This window comes from Thalassotalea ponticola (genome assembly GCF_041379045.1).
Taxonomy (GTDB): domain Bacteria; phylum Pseudomonadota; class Gammaproteobacteria; order Enterobacterales; family Alteromonadaceae; genus Thalassotalea_A; species Thalassotalea_A ponticola.
Genome location: NZ_CP166871.1, coordinates 1,652,375 through 1,673,679, shown reverse-complemented (window position 1 = coordinate 1,673,679; position 21,305 = coordinate 1,652,375). Strand labels below are relative to the sequence as shown.

General features: G+C 41.3%; 18 protein-coding genes and 1 tRNA gene. 7 read left to right on the top strand and 12 right to left on the bottom strand.

The features are described 5' to 3' along the window. Positions 1-354 precede the first annotated feature (354 nt). Positions 355-1,182, top strand: a complete 828-nt coding sequence (locus tag ACAY30_RS07130) for an AAA family ATPase (RefSeq protein ID WP_290250347.1) — start codon at positions 355-357, stop codon at positions 1,180-1,182. 35 nt (positions 1,183-1,217) lie between these two features. On the opposite strand, the gene ACAY30_RS07125 is transcribed toward ACAY30_RS07130, so the two are convergent. Then, positions 1,218-2,768, bottom strand: coding sequence for a site-specific integrase (locus ACAY30_RS07125; RefSeq protein WP_290250346.1), 1,551 nt, complete (start codon positions 2,766-2,768; stop codon positions 1,218-1,220). A 1,119-nt stretch (positions 2,769-3,887) separates the two neighbouring features. Between ACAY30_RS07125 and ACAY30_RS07120 the strand changes: the two genes are divergently transcribed. Then, positions 3,888-4,304, top strand: coding sequence for a type II toxin-antitoxin system HicB family antitoxin (locus ACAY30_RS07120; RefSeq protein WP_290250345.1), 417 nt, complete (start codon positions 3,888-3,890; stop codon positions 4,302-4,304). A 190-nt stretch (positions 4,305-4,494) separates the two neighbouring features. Here the strand turns inward: ACAY30_RS07120 and ACAY30_RS07115 are convergent, their stop codons facing one another. Then, positions 4,495-4,938: a DMT family transporter gene (locus tag ACAY30_RS07115; RefSeq protein WP_290250344.1), complete on the bottom strand. Its 444-nt coding sequence runs from the start codon at positions 4,936-4,938 to the stop codon at positions 4,495-4,497. 572 nt (positions 4,939-5,510) lie between these two features. Here ACAY30_RS07115 and ACAY30_RS07110 point away from each other — a divergent pair. The 5 genes from ACAY30_RS07110 (at position 5,511) to ACAY30_RS07090 (ending at position 12,961) form a co-directional block, all read left to right on the top strand. Next, entirely contained in the window at positions 5,511-5,990 is a 480-nt protein-coding gene (locus ACAY30_RS07110; protein WP_290250343.1) for an LEA type 2 family protein, read from the top strand. Positions 5,991-6,291: 301 nt separating this feature from the next. Beyond that, a complete protein-coding gene (gene asnS, locus ACAY30_RS07105) occupies positions 6,292-7,692 on the top strand; it encodes an asparagine--tRNA ligase (protein ID WP_290250342.1) in 1,401 nt (466 codons plus the stop codon). 781 nt (positions 7,693-8,473) lie between these two features. Next, positions 8,474-9,727, top strand: coding sequence for an efflux RND transporter periplasmic adaptor subunit (locus tag ACAY30_RS07100; protein ID WP_290250341.1), 1,254 nt, complete (start codon positions 8,474-8,476; stop codon positions 9,725-9,727). A 48-nt stretch (positions 9,728-9,775) separates the two neighbouring features. Then, a complete protein-coding gene (locus tag ACAY30_RS07095; protein WP_290250340.1) occupies positions 9,776-10,459 on the top strand; it encodes an ABC transporter ATP-binding protein in 684 nt (227 codons plus the stop codon). A gap of 18 nt (positions 10,460-10,477) precedes the next feature. Continuing rightward, complete coding sequence (locus ACAY30_RS07090; RefSeq protein WP_290250339.1) at positions 10,478-12,961, top strand: ABC transporter permease; 2,484 nt, start codon at positions 10,478-10,480, stop codon at positions 12,959-12,961. A gap of 110 nt (positions 12,962-13,071) precedes the next feature. Here ACAY30_RS07090 and ACAY30_RS07085 read toward each other — a convergent pair whose 3' ends face one another. The 10 genes from ACAY30_RS07085 to ACAY30_RS07040 all read right to left on the bottom strand — a co-directional run bounded on the left by ACAY30_RS07085 (position 13,072) and on the right by ACAY30_RS07040 (position 21,123). Further along, on the bottom strand, positions 13,072-13,641 hold the full coding sequence (locus ACAY30_RS07085; RefSeq protein ID WP_290250338.1) for a nitroreductase family protein: 570 nt from the start codon (positions 13,639-13,641) through the stop codon (positions 13,072-13,074). Positions 13,642-13,860: 219 nt separating this feature from the next. Further along, entirely contained in the window at positions 13,861-14,535 is a 675-nt protein-coding gene (locus ACAY30_RS07080; RefSeq protein WP_290250337.1) for a hypothetical protein, read from the bottom strand. 359 nt (positions 14,536-14,894) lie between these two features. Then, entirely contained in the window at positions 14,895-15,179 is a 285-nt protein-coding gene (locus ACAY30_RS07075) for a hypothetical protein (protein ID WP_290250336.1), read from the bottom strand. A 64-nt stretch (positions 15,180-15,243) separates the two neighbouring features. Then, positions 15,244-15,789 (bottom strand): hypothetical protein, encoded by a 546-nt coding sequence (locus ACAY30_RS07070; protein WP_290250335.1) that lies wholly within the window; start codon positions 15,787-15,789, stop codon positions 15,244-15,246. 682 nt (positions 15,790-16,471) lie between these two features. Further along, complete coding sequence (locus ACAY30_RS07065) at positions 16,472-16,774, bottom strand: TfoX/Sxy family DNA transformation protein (protein ID WP_290250334.1); 303 nt, start codon at positions 16,772-16,774, stop codon at positions 16,472-16,474. 93 nt (positions 16,775-16,867) lie between these two features. Further along, positions 16,868-17,245, bottom strand: coding sequence for a hypothetical protein (locus tag ACAY30_RS07060; protein WP_290250333.1), 378 nt, complete (start codon positions 17,243-17,245; stop codon positions 16,868-16,870). Between the two features lie 799 nt (positions 17,246-18,044). Continuing rightward, positions 18,045-18,611 (bottom strand): phosphoribosyltransferase, encoded by a 567-nt coding sequence (locus tag ACAY30_RS07055; RefSeq protein ID WP_290250332.1) that lies wholly within the window; start codon positions 18,609-18,611, stop codon positions 18,045-18,047. Positions 18,612-18,681: 70 nt separating this feature from the next. Further along, entirely contained in the window at positions 18,682-19,584 is a 903-nt protein-coding gene (locus ACAY30_RS07050) for a M28 family peptidase (protein ID WP_290250331.1), read from the bottom strand. Next, the gene (locus ACAY30_RS07045; protein ID WP_290250330.1) at positions 19,584-20,759 is read right to left on the bottom strand and encodes a tetratricopeptide repeat protein; all 1,176 of its coding nucleotides are present in this window, start codon (positions 20,757-20,759) and stop codon (positions 19,584-19,586) included. The genes ACAY30_RS07050 and ACAY30_RS07045 overlap by 1 nt, the downstream gene beginning before the upstream one ends. A 273-nt stretch (positions 20,760-21,032) precedes the next feature. Next, a tRNA-Ser gene (locus ACAY30_RS07040) sits at positions 21,033-21,123 on the bottom strand. Positions 21,124-21,305 lie beyond the last annotated feature (182 nt).

Below are 21,305 nucleotides of genomic sequence, written 5' to 3'. Positions count from 1 at the left end.
CGGTTGCGGAGCAAATGTGTTTTCTAACGCCAAGAGGCGAGTGAAAACGAAAACCCATTTGCTCCGCCACACTTGCAGGGTGTCTTCGGGCGCTTTTTTATATTTTGTGCCAAAATGCTCTCGCCTAAAATAATTTTCAATATTTTCAGGCTTCCGCTTTTGTTTAATTTCTTCGAAATTGCTTTTTACGCAATTGCGTTGCAATGCTTGTTTTTATTACTTGCAGTATGCCTTTAACTTCCCCCTTTAGGGGGGCAGTTAAAGGACAGTGCGGTCGAAAAGCGTGCGTGTTTTAAAAAAATTCGCGTGGGTTGCATCTATGTGTTTTTACACTTAACAAAAACAAGGAATGTTATGAAGCAACTCGATCTATTTGAAAATGAAATACAAGCCACTGTTCAGGCGACTCGTAATGCCAATGAGATTGATGGCTATGGCTCACTCGTCGCTAAATCCTTTGGTGAATTTAAAGCGATACGTGGGATTGCGAGAAAACCGCTTTGGGGTAAATACTTCACTACTGGCGATTTAATTGAAATTGCTGGGCAACACGGAGTAGGTAAAACCTATTGGTTGTACAAGCTGATTTTTGCACTAGCCACAGGGACGGAATTTTTTAAAGAAGCAGTCCCCTCACCTAAAAAGTTACTGCTACTTGACGGCGAACTGCCAATAGATGACATAAATCAACGGTTTTCACAAATAACGTCACTTGCACCAAACGCCCAACAACAATTATTGGATAACAATTTCAGTATCATAAATCGGGAATTTAGCGGCGGCCTGATGGCAAATATTTGTACCATCAATGAAGACGATGAATTATTTCAGTTGATGGCGAAGCATGACGTGGTGGTTATCGATAGCCTTAAAACAAATAGCTTTGGCAGCAACATCTCCAACGCCGACGACGTCGCTGGATTAATTACCATGTTTTTAAAATTGAAAGCGCTCGGCACAACTGTGATTTACGTAAATCACCTTACCAAAAACCAGACAGTATTAGGTTCAGTGGATTTCGATATCATTAACGATGTGACCATTGCTCTATCTTTTGATAAAAATAAAGCCATTCGCAAGTTTTCGGTACTTAAGGGGCGCTCGCTAAGTGAAAACGATAAAGCCCCTAAGAGTTACAGCTTTAAACCGGATGAACGCGGCATTCCATTTACGGTTTACTAAATAGGTAATAACTTTGTATTGAAGAGCCGTTATCGTTATCGGCTCTTCAGAAAATCCGGAAGCGTTGAGTTATCTCGATATAAATCGAGTAACTTAACCGCTTTAATTTTGGATTCATCCATTAAGTGTGCGTAGCGTTTGGTTGTCTCAACTTGGCGATGGTTGAGTAAGTTGCTGACCAAGTAGATATTACCCGTTTGCATCATGACTTTTGACGCGAAGTCATGGCGTAGATCGTAAAACCTAAAATTTTCAATTTTGGCCTGTTTGATCAACGTTGTCCAAGCTGTCTTAACCGATGTTAGTTGGTGTTTGGGATCTTGCGGAGATGGGAATAACCAAGCATCTTTCCTGTTTTCAACCTTTAACCTGCACTCTTTGTGTATATGGTGTTTTCGCCATTCTGTTATCACTGAAAACGCTAAATCGTTTAGTGGTACAAAATTGGCGAGTGCCCTTTTATCTATGGACTTTCGAATCCTGAAAAACCTTGCTTCCATATCTATATCCGTCCACTTAGAGTTCATTATCGTACCTGGGCGTATACCAGTTTCTTTGAACAGAATAATAAAGGGGGTGACATGATCGGCAAATGCACATACGTCAAGATTTGGCGGTGTCGGTAAGCCTCGCATTTTTCTGTGCTCTATTGTGCTTATCCGTTGCTCTAACTTTTGTTGATTTCTTTGGTTCAAGACTTTATACAACCTAAGCTCTTCATCTTTTGACAGATACCGGATTATGTCGTTATCCATTTTAAATTTAGGCAGTGTATATAAATCATGATCACTGATAAGACCATCTTCTTTGGCAAGCTGAACGCATGAGCGGATGGTGCATATAGCCTCTTTGAGTGTTGACGGTTTTAACACCCAACGGCTTTCTCCGGCATTTATTTGTTTTTGTGTTAGTTTTCGTTCTTTAGATTTTAGCCAAGCTCTAATTTTTTCAGCGTTTACCTCTTTAATATTAAGTTTCAGTAAGTTAGAAAAGTAACGCGTTACTACCTTGACCTTTTTGTCAGCCGTTTTAGGGTTTTCCTCTACCTTCTTTTCAAGAAAACGCCCTTTAAGGAATTCATGCAAAGTAATTGTTGGAACGTTTGATTTTGAGTGATTTTTTGATTTAGTTAATAGCTGAATACCCAATTCATTTGATGCTTTGATTTGTTTTACTGCTTTCACTATGTCACAAAATAATGCGGGATCGAAGTGTCCCAGTTTGGTTGAAACTAGCTTTTGTGTCTCGTTATTGCGATAACGGTAATACACACTGCCTTGCTGGTTAACGTTAAGTGCCTTGATGTTTTTACCTGACTTATTAAAATCAGCTTTATACAGTCGTACTTGTAATCCAGAGATGTTTTGATGATTTATTGCTATATATGCCGTTTTCCCCTGCCACCAGTCATTGACAATTTGGGCAAGCTGGTCGGGAGAGAGTTTTGAATCTTTAACGATTTTATTCAGAATCTTTTTATGAGCAGGCTCAGTTAATCGCGAAGGATTGAATATGAGACAACCAAAGAGCTTGATTGTGTTTTTATGACTTAATATTGAAATAGCAACGGATAATGATTTTGACATAATGACGACCTTAAGAATTAAATTAATTCTCATCGCACATATATCGCACACGTTTATGCAAAGATTTGCAAAAATGCGCAAGATGGAAAATATCAACAAAACAATAAACCCTTGTTTATATTGGGTTTGTTTGATTGTGAAATTTACACTTTAGGAAGAATTGAAACTGGGGGACGTGAGGTCGCAGGTTCAAGTCCTGCTATCCCGACCATATTTAAGAGCCCTGACTAATGTCAGGGCTTTTTTGATCTCGGACGCCAGTCTCATCTGGCTAGCGTCAACCAATGCTATATTCAACACTTAAACCTCAGATACATTCAGATCAACTTTATTCAACCGGTGTCATTTCATTTGCTAATGTAATAATTTCGTTAAACTAATTCATGTCACCAACAACATCGCTCTAAAAGGCCACTATGCCACGTTACACACTGACCTTGCTACTCAATCAACGTTAGCCAAAGATTCGCCATAGCCCCTGTGAGCATTGGTACAGAATGTCACCTTTATTCAACAGTTTTAACGCTATCGGTTTAGCTAGTACAAATTTCTCGGCGAGCGCCGCTGATGGCTGTTTCAATTATTCACATGACAAGCATTTTATCTCTTCGATCTGCTGTCAATATCATCATAATCCTCTTTTAATAAAACATCTGTCCAAACCTCACTGACTTTAATAAATCTAATTCGCTTTATTTAACAGCGCAATACTTGGCCTGTACTGCTCAACAAAATATACGATGTGTTAACGAGTCTACTTATCCGTGATCACCCTGTTATACAGCTGACCATCAAAGTCTAATCTCGAAACCACAAAGGGCCCTAATAACCCTTACCATCGTCACGTTGTGGATAAATAGAAATGTCATATATCAATTAGTTCAAATTACCCGCGTGCTGACGGGGAAATTCAACACTCTTTTAATTGTATAACTTTGTGAGTAGGTAACTGTTCACCTACATTGCCACAGGGTTATCAGGGTTGCAGTTAAGTACTACTAAGGAGTTATCAGAGTTATATGCAAACTTGCTCGTGGAGTTATCAGGGTTGTATTGATTTTTACTATCGGGGTTGTTAGAGTTATCGTGAATTTGTATTTTAAATGAGAATAAAACCCTATGCGCTTCCCTATTGTTTTAATGTTTAATCCTGAGAAAAATGACTACAAAGTTGTTGTTGTTGATATGCCCGGATGTGAGTGCAGAGCGACATCTATAGATCAAGCGCTCGACAAAGTACTTGCGGTTATCGAGTCGCACTTATCGTTATTGGTAGAGTATGGCGAGGATATTCCCAGCGCCACATCGTTTGAATCACATGTCAGTAAAATGGAGTATCGCGGAGGTGTCTGGGCCGTAGTTGATATCGATTTGACTCCGTACTTAGGTAAAAGTCATAAAATTAACGTTACCCTACCCGATTTATTAATTAAAAAAATAGATGACACGGTTGCATCTAACCCTAACTATCAAACGCGTTCGGGTTTTTTAGCTACCGCAGCCATCAATGAATTAAAAAAACGGCCAATTAACTAAGTAACGCATGACAAGATGGGATTAAACCGATTAGTAAGCAAAGCATCTTAAACAGGATAAATTGGTGAGGAGCACTGTGACATATACCGTGCTCGCTTGTGTAGATCGAGCTTGAGTAAGACTGGGTAAAGGATAATAAACACAATATGTGACTTGTCGATTGCAAAACACAATGGTGCTTTTAATTGACCTACTTGCTTACAAAAATTACGCCTACAACAATGCACAGTGCACCAAATAGCCGTTGTGGTGTTAGTGTGATTGTGGGATAGCCTAACCATCCGTGATGATCAAACATCAACGAGGCAATAACTTGACCACAAACGATCGCCACAGCTAGCGTTAAGGCTCCTAACTTAGGCGCTAAAAATATAGACATCGCTATGTTAAACGCACCTAAAAAGCCCCCTAACCAAGCCCACCATGGAATTTCGGTCATTGCGTGTTTGGAAAACCAGGGCTGCTTTTGCGAAAACGCTATAATTCCAAGAATGATGGTACCAATTAAAAATGATATAAATGCCGCTTGTATTGGTGTACTCAAACCACTGCGCAATTGTGAATTAATACCGGCTTGTGCCGCTAGGCCACAACCGACAAAAATAGCAAATACGACCAATAGATACATACTCATTCTCACTCCCCAATAATCGTCATTTTATCGTCGGTACTCGCACCATATTACCAACGAATTTTGGTCTAACACCGGTTAACAGCCTAGTTTCTGCTTGCTAACAATAGTTAACACCTTAGCATAACACATTGTTTATACGTAATTTTATAGCATACAACCGTTGTTATCTGTATATCGTTCAAAAGTACCCTTGATAAAGGCGAATGGTAACGCATGATCTTGGCACCCAAATATTTTTTCTAGGTTTTAATATATGTTTTTTTACATGAGTCAGTACAACTTGCTGTAGAAAGGCACACGTGGAGCGCCAATACCTGGCTTTAAATAGATTATACTTCAACCATGTACACCTTATGTGAAAACGTTAAGACGTTAAATTATACCTTTACTATCTTTGCTAGCGGTTTATTTGGTTGTTGAAAACAATACACTATGTGTTTAATGATAGAATCGGCTTGTTTGGCAGCCAAAGGTTTAATCCAATGACGTGATAACGAGCTCTAGATCAACAAGTTATTAACCCAATCGGTGTTACTGGCGATTAAATACAAATAAAACAAAGGATAAACGATATGCGCACACTATCTCATTTATTGGTGGGCTTTACCCTACTCGCTGCCCTATCAGGCTGTGCGAATGTAATAAAACTGGAAGAGCCAAAAGTTAATTTAGTTGGTATTGAATCGGTTAAAGGCAACTCAATGTCGCCCCGCTTTGTCTTGCGTCTGATGGTGACCAACCCAAATGATCGCGATTTAGACATTGAAGGTATGGCTTTTGATTTTAACGTAGGAAAGCACAACCTAATGTCTGGTGTTGCCAACAATATCCCGACCTTAACCGCCTATGGCGAGACGGCTGTCGATGTTGAAGCCAGTATTAATGTTATTGATATGGTTATGTTAGTGGCCAAGTTTGCAGAATCACCTAACGATAACCTGACATACACCCTGCGAACGCGTATTGATCCCAAGGGCTACATGGCGTTTGATATCAAACACAGCGGCCAACTTGATAAGCAACTTGAAGACGCATTTAAAACAAAGCGTTAATAATGCAATGCGGGATACGATAGGAAAAGCTAGATTACGTATCACACACGGTGCTGACGCGTTTGGCTAGCACCAATTGGGCACGATCTCTAACAATGCGATGAGTGTCAGGATCGCAGTGGCGAAGCAAAGGGAGCCGATTCGCTCTAGCAAAGCAATGCAAACGTCGAATTTTAATACAAGTTGTTAAAAAAAATTGCTGATCGTTCAACAATTACTTGAGTTAGTGGCTACCATAGGTAAACTACCCACTCTTAACTAAAATCAACTTTATTGTATAAATTATCAAACGAGGTCAATAATGTCAGTTTTTGCAATTACTGATGTATTAGCAGGTAAAGCACCAGTTGGTGAAACCGTTACAGTCCAAGGCTGGATCCGTACTCGTCGTGATTCAAAAGCCGGTATTTCTTTTCTAGCCATTCACGACGGCTCGTGCTTTGATCCTATTCAAGCCGTAGTACCTAGTGACCTTGATAATTATCAAAATGAAGTGTTAAAGCTTACAACAGGTTCATCTGTACAGGTAACCGGTACATTAGTTGAATCTCAAGGTAAGGGACAATCGTTTGAAATCCAAGCCACTGACGTTGAAGTGCTCGGTTTAGTTGACGATCCTGATACTTACCCTATGGCTGCAAAACGCCACTCAATTGAGTACTTACGCGAACACGCACATCTACGTGCACGCACGAATATTGGTGGTGCCGTTACTCGAGTGCGTAACTGTTTAGCGCAAGCTATTCACCGTTTCATGCATGAAAAAGGTTACAACTGGATTGCGACACCACTTATCACCGGCTCTGATACTGAAGGTGCCGGCGAAATGTTCCGCGTATCGACCCTAGATCTAGAAAATCTACCTCGCGATGACAAGGGTGCCATTGACTTTAAAGAAGATTTTTTCGGTAAAGAAACATTTTTAACGGTTTCTGGTCAATTAAATGTTGAAACTTATGCGTGCGCCTTGTCAAAGGTCTACACGTTTGGTCCAACATTCCGCGCGGAAAACTCAAACACCTCTCGCCATCTCGCAGAGTTTTGGATGGTGGAGCCTGAAATTGCCTTTGCCGATCTTGGCGATGCCGCAACGTTAGCAGAGGAAATGTTGCGTTACGTGTTCAAAGCCGTACTAGAAGAGCGCGCTGACGACATGGCTTTTTTCCAACAACGCGTTGATAAAACCGTTATTGATCGACTCAACTCAGTGATCAATTCTGAGTTTGTACGTATGGATTACACCGACGCCATCGATATATTACTTAAATCAGGTAAGAAGTTTGAAAACAACGTTGAATGGGGTGTTGACCTAAACTCTGAACACGAGCGTTACCTTGCCGAAGAATACGTCGGTGGTCCAGTGGTATTGCAAAACTACCCGAAAGATATTAAAGCATTTTATATGCGTCTTAACGACGATGGCAAAACCGTTGCGGCGATGGACATTTTAGCACCTGGTATTGGTGAAATCATCGGTGGCTCTCAGCGTGAAGAACGCCTTGATGTATTAGATGCCCGTTTAGCGGAAATGGGCTTAGATAAAGAAGATTACAGTTGGTACCGCGATCTTCGACGTTACGGCACTGTGCCTCACGCAGGTTTTGGTTTAGGTTTTGAACGTTTGGTCGCTTATGCAACCGGCATCTCTAATGTGCGAGATACTATTCCGTTCCCGCGCACACCTAACAACGCTGAGTTTTAATCGTTCTGATCGTGATGTAAAACATTGCGAACCAGAATCTAGTAAAAGGGATCCATGCGGTCCCTTTTTTTGCTTTGCACCGTCCTAAATATAATTGACACTTTCCAACCCGATGTGTGTCGCTCGTTTACGTACCTCGTTATTTATCGTTACCTGATTGTTGGCGTCTAGTACCTTCGGTAATGGCTGTTTCAAAATCAAAACATGATACGTGTAATGGGTAAAACTTCGATAAACGGCCATCAATTATCAATTATCTCGGTTCTGCTGGCCGGTACTGAATGTTTTTTCTTCGATTTTGTCAGTGTTTTACAAGGCCGAACGTACAATGGCTGGTCATTCAAAATGAGTATGTCTGAGTTGTTAAAATTGTAAATTAACGCTGGCCTACCAGCTTGGTTATAACATGCGTTTAAAAGCCATTTTCTGATTGTTGCTATTCGTCGGGGTGACATAAGCATACTTTTCTCTCGCTACAACTCAATTAAATCGCTGTTAACTCCAGCAAAATCAATACCAACAACATCAACAACTCGTAAAGCGTTTTACAACGTTAGTCAATTTGACAACATTTTGGTTACAAGTGTTAACTCTTTACCAAGCCAACAAACCACACCTCTCCAAAACACTCAGTAAAAACCAACTAAAAACACTATTTATCAATAACTTAATAGCATTGGCACGCATTCTGCTTTATAGAGTACAACCTTGTATATTTAACCAATAAATATAGTAACAAAGGTAACAATATACTTTCACCTTAACTATTGAAGATATCAACATGGACAGAAAAATAGCGAAGAAGTCAAAACCTTGGGGCAAAATCAGTTTGGCCTTGTTAGCCGTCGGGTCAATCGCCGTAGTTTCCAACCTTTATTCAGCACAAACCACGGGTAAATCATTACAAGTTGCTCAGCAAAACATCACCATTTCGAGCGTTTCTTACGGCACTTTTGAAGATTTCATTCCCGTAAGGGCTAAAGTTACGCCGCTAAAAACAGTCTACCTCGATGCGGTAGAAGGCGGACGTGTAGAAAAAGTTCTTATTGAAGACGGCGCGATTGTTAGCAAAGGCCAACCCATCGTTAAATTGTCTAATACGCAATTACAACTCGACGTCATGCGCAATGAGGCTGCGGTAACTGAGCAATTGAATAATATGCGTAGTATTGAGTTATCACTTGAACAAAACAAACTATCTCACAAGCGCAACCTTATTGAAATTGATTATCAAATCAAACGTTTAACTCGCCTAGTCGAGCGGGAACGAGTAATTTTTGCCAAAGGCAGCATTTCAGACAACGCATTACGTGACAACGAAGATTTATTGGAGTACTACAAAAATCGTCGCCAAGTGACGCTGGAGAGCCAAAAAACCGATAACTTAATGCAAGCGCAGCAGTTAGCCTTCCTTCGAGAAACCAATCAACGCCTTGAGGAAAGCTTAGTGTTCGCCAGAGCAAATATGGAAAATTTAAATATGAAGGCACCGGTAGCCGGAAAACTGTCGGGCTTTGATATTGAGGTTGGCCAATCTATTCAACGCGGTGAGCGAATTGGTCAAATTGACGACCCATCAGCGTTCAAATTACAAGCGAGCGTTGACGAATTCTATTTAGAGCGCATTGATTTAGGACAACCCGCCACTTTGCATCGCAACGGTGCTGAGTTCACCTTAACGATCAGCAAAATTTACCCTCAGGTGAATAACGGTCAATTTCGCATTGACTTAACCTTTGACGATCATCAGCCACAAGGTATACGCCGCGGTCAATCGTTACAAACCAAATTAACCTTAGGCGATCCAAGTGAAGTTGCGCTTATTCCCAACGGTGCGTTTTACCAAGACACCGGTGGTAATTGGGTATTTGTTGTCAGCGCCGATGGTTCGGTTGCAACCAAGCGCAATGTGACTTTAGGGCGTCGAAACAATCGCTTTATCGAAGTTCTTGATGGCTTAGATGTTGGCGAGCAAGTTATCACCTCACCCTACTCTAGCTTTATTGACATGAGTCGTTTAGACCTTGGCTCGTAACTTTATTCATTCACTATTCTTATAACAACATTAAATTGGGGCAACACTATGTTAAAACTACAAAATTTAAGTAAACGCTTTGAAACGGACGAAGTAGAAACAACCGCGTTAAACAGCATTAACCTGACCATTAATAGCGGCGAATTTGTGGCCATTATGGGACCAAGTGGTTGTGGTAAATCGACCCTACTTAACACCATTGGCATGTTAGATTCTCCATCAGACGGACACTATTTCTTCAAAGATGAAGATATTGCAAATTACTCAGAAAGTTCGTTGGCCAATATTCGCAAGCAACATATTGGTTTCATTTTTCAAAGCTTTAACTTAATTGATGAGTTAAACGTTGAAGAAAACGTCGAGCTGGCGCTGCTCTATCACAACATTAATAAGGCTGAGCGCAAAAAACGCGTAGCTGAGGTGTTAAAGAAAGTCGGTATTGATCATCGCGCAAAGCACATGCCAAGCCAATTATCCGGTGGTCAACAACAACGGGTTGCGGTTGCGCGAGCAGTGGTCGGTAAGCAAAGCGTTATTCTCGCCGATGAGCCAACCGGTAACTTAGATACCGAACACGGGCGCGAAGTAATGGAAATGCTACAACAGCTCAACAAGGAAGGCACCACTATTATTATGGTGACCCACTCGCCATCACACGCCGAATATGCATCGCGTATTGTTAACTTGTTGGATGGTCAAATTCAACCGCAAGAATTGAAAGCGGTTGTTTAGCAAACGGAGATTGAAGTTATGTTAGTTAAAAATTATATCACCACCGCCTGGCGTAATATGGCAAATAACAAACTGTTTACCGCCATCAACATCTTCGGCCTAGCCATTGGTTTAGCCGCTTGCGTGATGATTATGTTATACGTTCAGCACGAAACCAAATACGATCAGTTTTGGCAAAATGCAGATACCATTCATCGCGCTCACGTTACCTTCAATGTACCAGGTAGAGATCCAATGGATGCCGTATCGGCGCCAGGACCGATGATCCACGCACTTAAGAAAGACTTTGAGCAAATTGAATACGCGACTCGCATTGGCTCTTGGGGGCCAACCATCACCTACAAAGACAAGGTGATGATTGAAGATGTTCGCTTAGTTGATCCCGAATTTGCTGACATGTTTGATTTAACCGTGCTAGCTGGCGATGTAAAAGCCAGTTTAAATGACAATCAAAGTATTGTCTTGTCGGAGTCAGCTGCGAAAAAATTCTTTGGCGATAAGCCGGCCATCAATGAAGTGTTGAGTTTGGATTTTAATCATTTTCAACGCGAGTATAAGGTTGGAGCCGTTATCGAAGATCTACCTGATAACAGCCAATTAGATTTACCCATCATCGTCGCTATCGATGAAAAAGACTGGGAAGAACAACGCTGGATGTTTGGTCATTGGTTTTCTGTTAATTCACAACTGTATTTTAAAACCAAACAAGCAAGTGATCTCGCCACTATTAGCAGCCAGTTAGATCAATTTGCTAACAACAATTTTCCACAAATGCCGATTGGTGGCGACGATGCAAAAGCCTCTGACTTCATTAAGTTGAGTGCGATGAATATCCAAGACTTGCACTTGAAAGCCACTGGTTTTGGTGAAATGCGCCCACAGGGCAATCAAACCATGGTGATCACATTCTCTGCGGTGTCATTTTTAATCCTACTAATCGCGGCAATTAACTTTATGAACTTATCCACCGCGCAAGCAAGCCGTCGCGCTAAAGAGGTGTCTCTGCGCAAAGTAATGGGGGCTTCCCGTCGCAACTTGGTGGTTCAGTTTTTGGGTGAATCGGTTTTGTTGAGCGTTATCGCGTTTACCTTGGCGTTTGCCTTAGTAGAGCTTACATTACCACTGTACAACGAAGTACTGAATAGGTCATTGAGCGTTTCTTACACACCGGTAAATATCGCGACTTTTGTTGCTGTTGCGCTGGCTGTAGGGGTATTAAGTGGCTTGTATCCTGCGTTCGTTTTATCTAATTTTCGACCTGCTACGGTGTTAAAGGCTAACAAATCAGCCGATACTAAAGCATCATTGAAGCTTCGTGCCGGTTTAGTTGTTGTCCAATTTGCCATATCAATTGGCCTGTTTGTCTCGACTGCGGTGGTCTATGCACAAATGCAATACGCTCTTAATATGGACCCTGGTTACAACAAAGACAACTTAATGGTGATTTATCGCGTAGGACGTGATGCAGCAAGTGAACAGCGCAATGTATTGTTGAACGAACTAGAAAAGCACCCACAGGTTACCTCGGTGACCTACTCTAACGAAACCCCTGGTAACGCAAACGAGAACAACACGATGATGCGCACACCAGAAATACCTGAAGAGGATGCCCTACTTATCGGTCAACGCGCTGTCGGCTACAACTTTTTTGAAACCTATCAAATTAATGTTGTGGCTGGACGTACTTACGATAAAAATCGCGCAGATATCACCCCATCAAACGAAGAAATACGTGAAGGAGCACCGGCAAAAGGCGCTATCGTGATTAACGAATCGGCGTTGCAACGTTTAGGTTTGGGTACGCCCGAACAAGCCCTAGGTAAAATTTTAATCACAGACCGAGGCGATCCGGGTGAAGACTTATCGGTTGAATTAACCGTAATCGGTGTGGTCGAAGACATCCACTTTAGCAGCTTGCGTGCAACCATTCGTCCAGAAGTGTATCCGTTATCCGCTGATTTTGGTTCAATTATCTCGGTTCGCTTTAATGGCTCACCCGAAACCATAAAAGCCGATGCTGAGAAAATGTGGACCCAACATGTGCCAAGTGTACCGTTTTCCTATTCGTATGTTGATGCTGAAATCGCCGAATTTTATCAACAAGAACAAGGCGAAGCACAGTTGTTTGCCACCTTCTCCGGTCTTGCGATTTTCATTGCTTGCTTAGGTCTGTTCGGACTTGCTAGCTTCACCGCTCATCGCAAAACCAAAGAAATCGGTATTCGAAAAGTAATGGGTGCCAGTGTGTTTGATATTGTTCGCATGTTAGTGTTGCAGTTTAGTAAGCCGGTATTTATCGCCTGTTTAGTGGCGTGGCCGATAGCGTGCTACCTAATGTTTGATTGGTTACAAGCGTTTGTTTATCGCATTGATACCAGTTTGATAATTTTACTGTGTGCAGCATCAGGTGTATTTGCACTGCTCATTGCATGGGTGACAGTTGCGGGTAACTCAATCAAAGTCGCGCGCTCTAACCCAATAAAAGCGTTGCGCTACGAATAACAACGACACAACGTGACACAATCAAAAAAAGGACCAATTGACGTTGGTCCTTTTTTCTTACTTGAACAGCTCGTTAATTATCAGATAAAGCGCCTTAGCCAACGTGTAAATTAGCGCCAGTGTCTAACATCGACGGACTGCAGTCTTCTCGGTTTTGCTGCAAGCGCCTTGCTTTCACTACCCACATATAAAAACCCGACAATGTCTTGTTGCTCGTCAATATGTAATTGCTGTTTAACCAAAGGGTGTTCAGCTAATGCTCCGGTGCGCCACAGCGCATTATAACCTTGCGCAACCGCTGCCATTTGCAGCGCGTATGTGGCACACCCCGCGGTGATCATTTGTTCGTGCTTGGGTACTTTCGGATGCTGTTGATACTGGGTCGAGACAACAATGATCATTGGCGCGCGATATGCCATGGTTTTGGCTTTCTGCTGTTTGATCGGATCGTCGCTAATCAAGGTCATCGCTTTAACAAAAATATCAGTAAGCGTATCAAGTCCTTTACCTTGGATTACATCAAAGCGATACGGCTTGAGGTGCCCATGATCTGGCGTTGCTATTGCCGCTTCGAGCATCTTAGTAAGTTCGCTATCGCTGGGCGCGGGCGCCTCTAAAAAGCCATTTGATTGGCGTTGGGTCAGAAAATCGAGTGGAGTTTGAGTGATCTGTGTGGTCATAACAATGATTGTGTTTTTATCAATAGAGCTACTAAAGATACAACGCTATCATAAAACACAATAATTCTCATTGTTATTGTTTTGTCATGATTAATTAACATGCTGTGCACGGAGCGCTGTAACTCGCTGGCTTAAACCGCATTAACATTTGCTCAACAATAAAACACAACTGCAAGCCAAAAACGCTATTCACTGGTACGTTCTGGCACCTAAACCGGTCTATGGGTTTACCTTCGGCTTAGTTGGTGTATATGCATTGCTTTGACTTAACATCGATATACCAAGCCAGATAAACCAAATTAGCTGCGTGATACCAAACACTTCGGTGAGGGTTTCATCTGGATATACTGTTGCAATACCAGAGATGCCAACCGTTAGCCCAAGGTAATTCAGTCCACGCCCGAATACGTTCGCAGTTAAAGCCGCGCCACTGATCAGCAATACCCACAGCCCACCAACCAGCTCGTTTCCCCCGCCGAGGCTTTCAATTAGCACTGAAATTATTCGCCACATATCAAAAGCTTTCTCAATTGATATATCCATCAACTTAACCGCATGTGAAAGACCGATGTTTGCCAGCATACCACTTGTAATGACGAGAACTACCCAAACAACGCCAAACACAGATCCTAAGTTCGCCATGAGATTATTTGCTGACTTTAGCCTTTCGTATAAACCCACCACGAGAACGGTTAGAAGAATTCCGAACACCACATACATCAGAAAATATACCATTGAAAACACAACCTGATTTTCCGCCAGGTATGTCATTTTCTCCGATACACTACCCTCGGTGGGATACGCCCAAAACAAGCCAAAATAGACAAACGCAATAATATAAATACCGGCTAAAAAAATAGCTGAGACGCCGGCAACTTTTTGTAGATTTTTCATTAAAGCTATTCCATTTAAGAGGAGGAGCGAATACCGCCATATTTTACGTGCACAGACTCGGCCACACTGATTCAGCCAAGTAATATGAGGACGGTTTAGTCACTGAGTATGGGTCATTCATTCTATGGATTTAACCAGAGGCACCATTTGAGTTTTCAAGCCACGCTTTAGGTAAAAGCTTGTTGCCTTTGATGTATTTGCAAATACGTCCAGATGCACCAAGCGCTATAACCAAACAGCAGTATAATGGGATAGAATCTTTTTAAAACCTAGCGCCTAATACGCGTAAAATAGCGACTGGCTATACTTGGCGAGGAACGAACAAAAGCCAGTTGCACTTTGTCCGTTTACGCAATGTGTTATTCGCGAACAGATAGATCTCTTGTTTCTAAGTTCTCTTTTGTCGCATCGCTTAGTTCATCTACTCGACGAACACCAAAAGTAACGGTTGGCGGAACCCCCATACCAAGCTCAATGTCCGCGACAAGATAGTTGCAGCCTTTTTCTTTTAAAATAGCATTTACCCGTTCTTGCTTTTTTACTGCTTTAATTACGGTATCGGCAATGACTTCATCACTGCTAAAAGACGTTACTGATTCAGCAACTTTATCCGTAATTTCTTTCGCTTTATCAAGAAATTTCACAAACCTTACCTCTTTTGAATACTTTACTATACTTCACTAATCCAATAAATTTGCAACACATTGGTTACCGAGTAAATCCCCCTAACGGAATTACAAAACCAACTTGCGCAATAGGTTTAAAATCGAAAGATAAAAACACGTCAATATTCACACCAAGACCGATATATTTTCCAAAGGAAAGAGATGCATGAAGAGGAATTCCAATACCTGAGTCGTCGTTCAAATCACAAAGCTCTGAATACCCCCACAGACCCTGTTCATACTTTTCACAGTTGTCTACCCAAGTACCAGTTGCGTACCCCACACCAATGCCGGCATCAGCATAGCCAAAACTATATGGAGCAGAACCAACCCAAGAAACACCATAAACATTGAATTTAGCATCAAGGGATTCGAATGATTCCCTATCATATTGCCCAGCCCCCAAAAACTCATCGTTCGTGTATTTTGAGTATATGAGTGCCCAACCTTTGTTTTCATCTCGCGCCTTTACTTTAAGCGTTTCACCATGAGCAAATGAGAAACTCGGTTCGACGTAGTAACTATCATATTCACAGTAAGCTGCAGAGGAAAATAAAAGCAACGAAATGGCAGTATAAATCTTTTTCAAAGTTATTCCCTTAACATCTATATTTAAAAAAACTGGCGCCCCTAGGGCCTAATAACAACGTGCTACGCGCGCCGCAAACCGAACCAACTTTATTTAATTCGGCTTCTAACTTATTTATTCTGCAGTACTAACCTACAAAATATATTATTTAATTTACAGATGGTTATACTGCGAAGCAACACTAAAATGGAAATAAAAAAACTGCCTCAATAACATTGGTCCGTTAATTCGACTATTTGATTCAAAACTGTCGTATTCTTTAATCAATCAAGCGATTAAAGATAAGGCTTTCTCACTAGAGCGAAGGCCAAAAAACACCGTTGTTCAAGCGTGTTCTACAAACCTCGCGAAACAAAGCCTTATGTTTAATAACACTCCGCTTATAGATTTCATTGTCGGTGACGTAGCCGCACGAACTTTTAAACTTAGATGCATTAGTGAAATGAAATTGGTAACTATAGGTACGGTTGACCTGCTCGTGTTACAAGTAAATCGTATTGCCATGCTCTGTGCTAAATGCCCCCAAATAGAAGCATTAGCTAAGGTGACTTTAATGCCATACAGATGAAACGAAAGCGTGGAATTTGTTGGCGCAAGTTAAATACCAATTTTTACAAATAGGTATAATGTGAGCATTGTAGGTCATTTAAAATGCACTGTGCTTTAGACGGCTTCAAACGAATTATGTTTTACTGTCGATTAACTCAGCCTTTAATAGCTTTTCTAACTCTTGGTATCCATCTAACTCTAATAACAAACGGCCTTTTTCAGATTGCGCGATCTTAGTCCAATGTTTACCTTCTATGGCACCAACCATCGCATAAAGAAAGTTGAGGCTTGGCTTCACATAACATTCATTTCGCAATTTTACAAACGCCTTAACTGGACCGATACTCTCTAAATCAGATCGTGTTTTGATTCCAATGTCATTTAGGCATTTCTCTGATTTTGGCCCAAGACCCTTTAGGTTAGCGATTTCACCCATTTATGCATTCCTATGAAACACAGCCTTACACTAAGGCGATTTTTATATAGTAGAGTATTGCGCAGCGGGCCAACTAGAGCAAACCCACACACCCTACATTGAGTCTCGGTTATGCCTGACTCGTTTGGTTGTATAAGTGTTAACATCTTTGAGCAGCTTTTTGTTGCTAATGGCGTATATTGAAACTGCAAACATTACTAACAAGCCAACAAATACCCATTTGTTAATACCGAGTGGATTACTAATATACTGTTCAACTTCAGCATCAAAAAAGATCACCAATATGATAAAAGCGTAAAGTCGAAATGTACCCTTGGCTTTTTTATCAAATTTAGTCTGACCTCCTAAGTCATCCTTGATATTCCCCTTACAGTTAGGGCACAAAAAACCAACTTTCACCCCATTTTTGTAATTATCCTTGATTTGACTGCCTTCAAAAATAAAATCACAAAGACAACATTGATATTTCATACCTTCCTTGACTTAAAAGAGAGTGTTTGATGACCGTTATGGATAACGCCGTATAACGGGCTAATTCAGTTTTTAATATCCTGTATAGCAGACTAAAACCGAACCTAACAAACCGTGCCGCGAGACAGATTGTTAGACGTACAGGCGTTGAAATAATAACGTTAGCAAAACGCTAAATGCAAGAAAAAACAAATTTGATCACATGCGTACGCACCGAGAATTACTTTGCTAAAAAATACCATAGCTCTTTGAAACTATTGCAACAATCACTATTAAAGCAAACCAAGGCGCGAAGCAGAAAATCACCTGTCACTTTATAAGTGTTACCGCTAAATCATGCATAGCGCCACCTACAACGAAGGTTAATAAAACGACAAGTCACATAGGGAATGCGGTATTTAAGGGTTGCATCACATTGCGCGATAAATAAAAGCCCTAAAGAGGAACCCAATATTGCCAGACTAGGTAAAATGACTTTGCCCCGAACAATCACTTAAGCATAGCTTGTAAAGAGCCTGACGCTTCTAACGGTAAACGATTCATATTTTTTACATATTTTGCTAATGATAGAAATTAATGCAGGCTGCTTTGTGAATACCATACGCCTCAATGTGGGCAACGGCTGGACAATGACTTTATTTGCGACATAAAAAATCCCATACAGTGCTTTTTACGCAACATGTACGGGATTACTGATGCTATTTATCGCCTTTTTATACACAAACGCTAGATAGTTCGGGGCAACGTTCGACTATTGTCATATACCTGGCTTATAGCCAATACTGGTGTGACTGTTGCTTTAACAGTCCTCAAACAGTAAATCAATTATATTACTGACATCCGATTTGCCTTCGCCGATTTCTTCGCGGCTCAAACCAGATAACTCGTGTGGAAACACTAACCATTCGTCAGATTTTCGAACGTAATAATCAGGGACCAAATCGACTTTCGAGTTTTGTGGCTTGTACCAAGGGGTCGCTACGCGAATATCTTTTGGCGTGTTCAAACGCATTAATGCCCTTATTTGATCAATCAATGCTACCACGCTTCTACCGGTATCAAACACATCATCAACAATTAGTAAACTATCTTCAGCATTGGCATTTTCGACAAGGTAGTGCAAACCGTGTACTTTAATCTCTTTCGACTGCTGGTTAATGCCGTAGTACGACGAGGTGCGCACGGCAATGTGATCCGTTTCAACTTTTCTAAAGTCAAAATATTCCTGTACCGCGATACCTATTGGTGCACCGCCACGCCAAATACCAATAATGAAATTTGGTCTAAAACCATCCTTGTACACCTGATGCGCAACTCGAAATGAGTCTTCAAGTAATTCCTGAGCGGTAATAAAGCGTTTAGACATAGTAAAACCCGACATAATAAAAATGATTACAATGGCTTGATTATAACCCATTGTTTTTAGTTTTTTATGCTTAGATAACAATTAAAAACATATCAATAATTTGCACTAAGCGCTTTACACTTTGATAGGCATTGCGAAAAAACGTTGGGTCTATAGCTTCGGCGGTATCCTTTTCTGTGTGATACCTGTGGTGGTTTTCACCGGTGATTAACAAGAAATCGATATGGTTTTGATAAAACACATAATGATCACTGGCCTTTAACAAGTCGATTCGCTGCCGTGTCGAGCTAAGTGATTCATCGCGAATCGTTTCCTTTACTAAAAACGGCACACTGACCAGTGTATTGCTATGCGTCACTAATGGTAATAAATTAGGAAAGTGGCGTGTTCCTGCCAAAATTAGAGATTTTTCGTTAGCCCCATAACCGAGCATATCAAGGTTAATATTAAGTACAATGTCTAAATTGGCGATATGTTTATCGCTCATAAATGCACGAGCTCCATGCAGTCCCATTTCTTCGCCATCGGTCATTAAGAACAATAGAGAATACTGATTGTTGTAATGGCGAAAATAACGGGCCAACTCGAGTAATGTGGCAACGCCTGAGGCGTTGTCGTCAGCCCCGTAAAACACTTTACGTCCTGTACTGCCCAAATGGTCGTAGTGGGCAGAAATAACTATATACTGTTCTGGATATCTAAAACCGCGCTTTTCAGCATAAAGGTTTTGGCCTTGGTATTGGTTAAAACCTTGCTTGAAAGAAAATATTTGCGTAGTGACAACATAGTGTTGTTCGAGTTGTTTGTGCAGATATTGCCGTGCTTTGTCGTGCCCTTCGCTACCGGTTTTTCTACCGTCAAAAGCCGGTGACGACAAGGCGTGTAAATGCTGCTGTAATTGATCACCATAGGCATAGGCCTGTGCGCAACTTAGCCAAATCAATATTGCGCTAACGAGAGTAATCCATTTCATTATGGCAATCGAGTGAGTAAATTAAGCTTACTTTGATAGCGCCGCTTTATATCGTCAAAGTTAGCTGCTTGTTTTGCCTTAGCAAGATAACGCTCTGCGCGGGTCATATCTCCTAGCTGATAATAGGAGCGAGACAAACCAAAATAGAACTCGTGTTGTTGTTCAAGCATATTATCGGCTTTTTTGTAGTAGTAAATCGATTGTTCATAGTCGCCCTGGTGGTAGGCTTCATCGCCAAGTAAGGCAAAATAGTAAGGATTACTTTGTCTACTTTTATCGATAAATCGATGAATGTCTGCCGCTTCGGTTACCCGCCCTTCTTGGCTCAGTAATATGGCTAAATTGGTCCACGCGTTTAGATTGGCATCATCCAACACGACGGCCGCTAAATACGCTTGCTCAGCTCTGTCTGTTAAACCGACCTGTTTATACAATAAGCCAATATTACCCCACACGGCCGAAAACGACGGATCGTGAGTTATCGCTGCTTTAAAATACGCATAAGCGCTTTTGTGATCGCCTTGCACTAAATATTGTGCTCCCTTGTTATTGTAAAACATTGCCGTCACACGCTTGCGACTAATGACGTTTTTGGCAAAGTGCTGTTTCACCACATATGGGTCAAAATCAATGGTCGTTGTTTTGCCTCCCCAAACCACCCGATAATTATTATGGCTATCGCCAATAACTTTAAGATTAACGTGTCCAGTCAGTAAGTTATAGTCACCACTGCGCACCCAGTATTCTGGAATGTCTATTTCTTGAAATTGAATATCCAATTGCGCTTCTTTTGCCAACGCATAGGCTAGGATGGTTAACGAAAGACAGTTTGCGGTATTTTGATGAAATGCCTGACGGGCAGTTAAGTTTGCACCATTTAAATAGCGAAGTTCAGTGGGAGAGCTGTAAAATAACTTTTTTAACAGCATTTGAGAGCGTGCAAAGGCATCTTCTTCCATCATGATCGAGCCATGAACAAAGTCGATCATAGCTTGATCAAGGCTGTATATGTCGTTTTCGCTTTCGACAAAAACGGTGTTGTACCCTTCAAACGCGTGATCAACAAGCAAGTTATTGATGTCGGCCTGACTCAGTGTTTGCTTGGTGGTTGAGCACCCTGTCAAGGTAAGGGTAAACAACACAACAGCGGCAATATAAACCATACGTTCGCGCATTGTACCTCCCGCTCAGTTGAAATAGGCAGTTTGCCTTAGTTAAAGCTTAAACCTTTTGACCATTAATTTCATGTTAAGTGCCTGTATAGACACATACCTTTACAAAACTGTTTATGAGATGAAAAACATAATCCTATTGCAATTGTGCAATGACACGAAAATAGCGACACGATTAGACTGATGGTTATCTCGTTGGAGGAGTTTAACGAGAGTTGTTTAAGATCGTTTGGCAGAAAAGCAAAAAGCCCAGCATCTGCTGGGCTTTCTATAATATGGCGGTGAGATAGGGATTTGAACCCTAGAGGCGCTACAAACGCCTGCCGGTTTTCAAGACCGGTGCTTTCGACCACTCAGCCATCTCACCTGAAGTGGTGCGAATACTAATAGTTGCCTTGATGAATGTAAAGTCTTTATCTTAAAAATATAACAAAAAAATGGCATTACAGGTTTGTTTGTTTATTATCTGCCCAAATGCCTGACTATTTCACGTTTAATCACATTTATCTGTGTTGTTAGTAGAACGCTCGCGCCTGGCACTATTTTCAG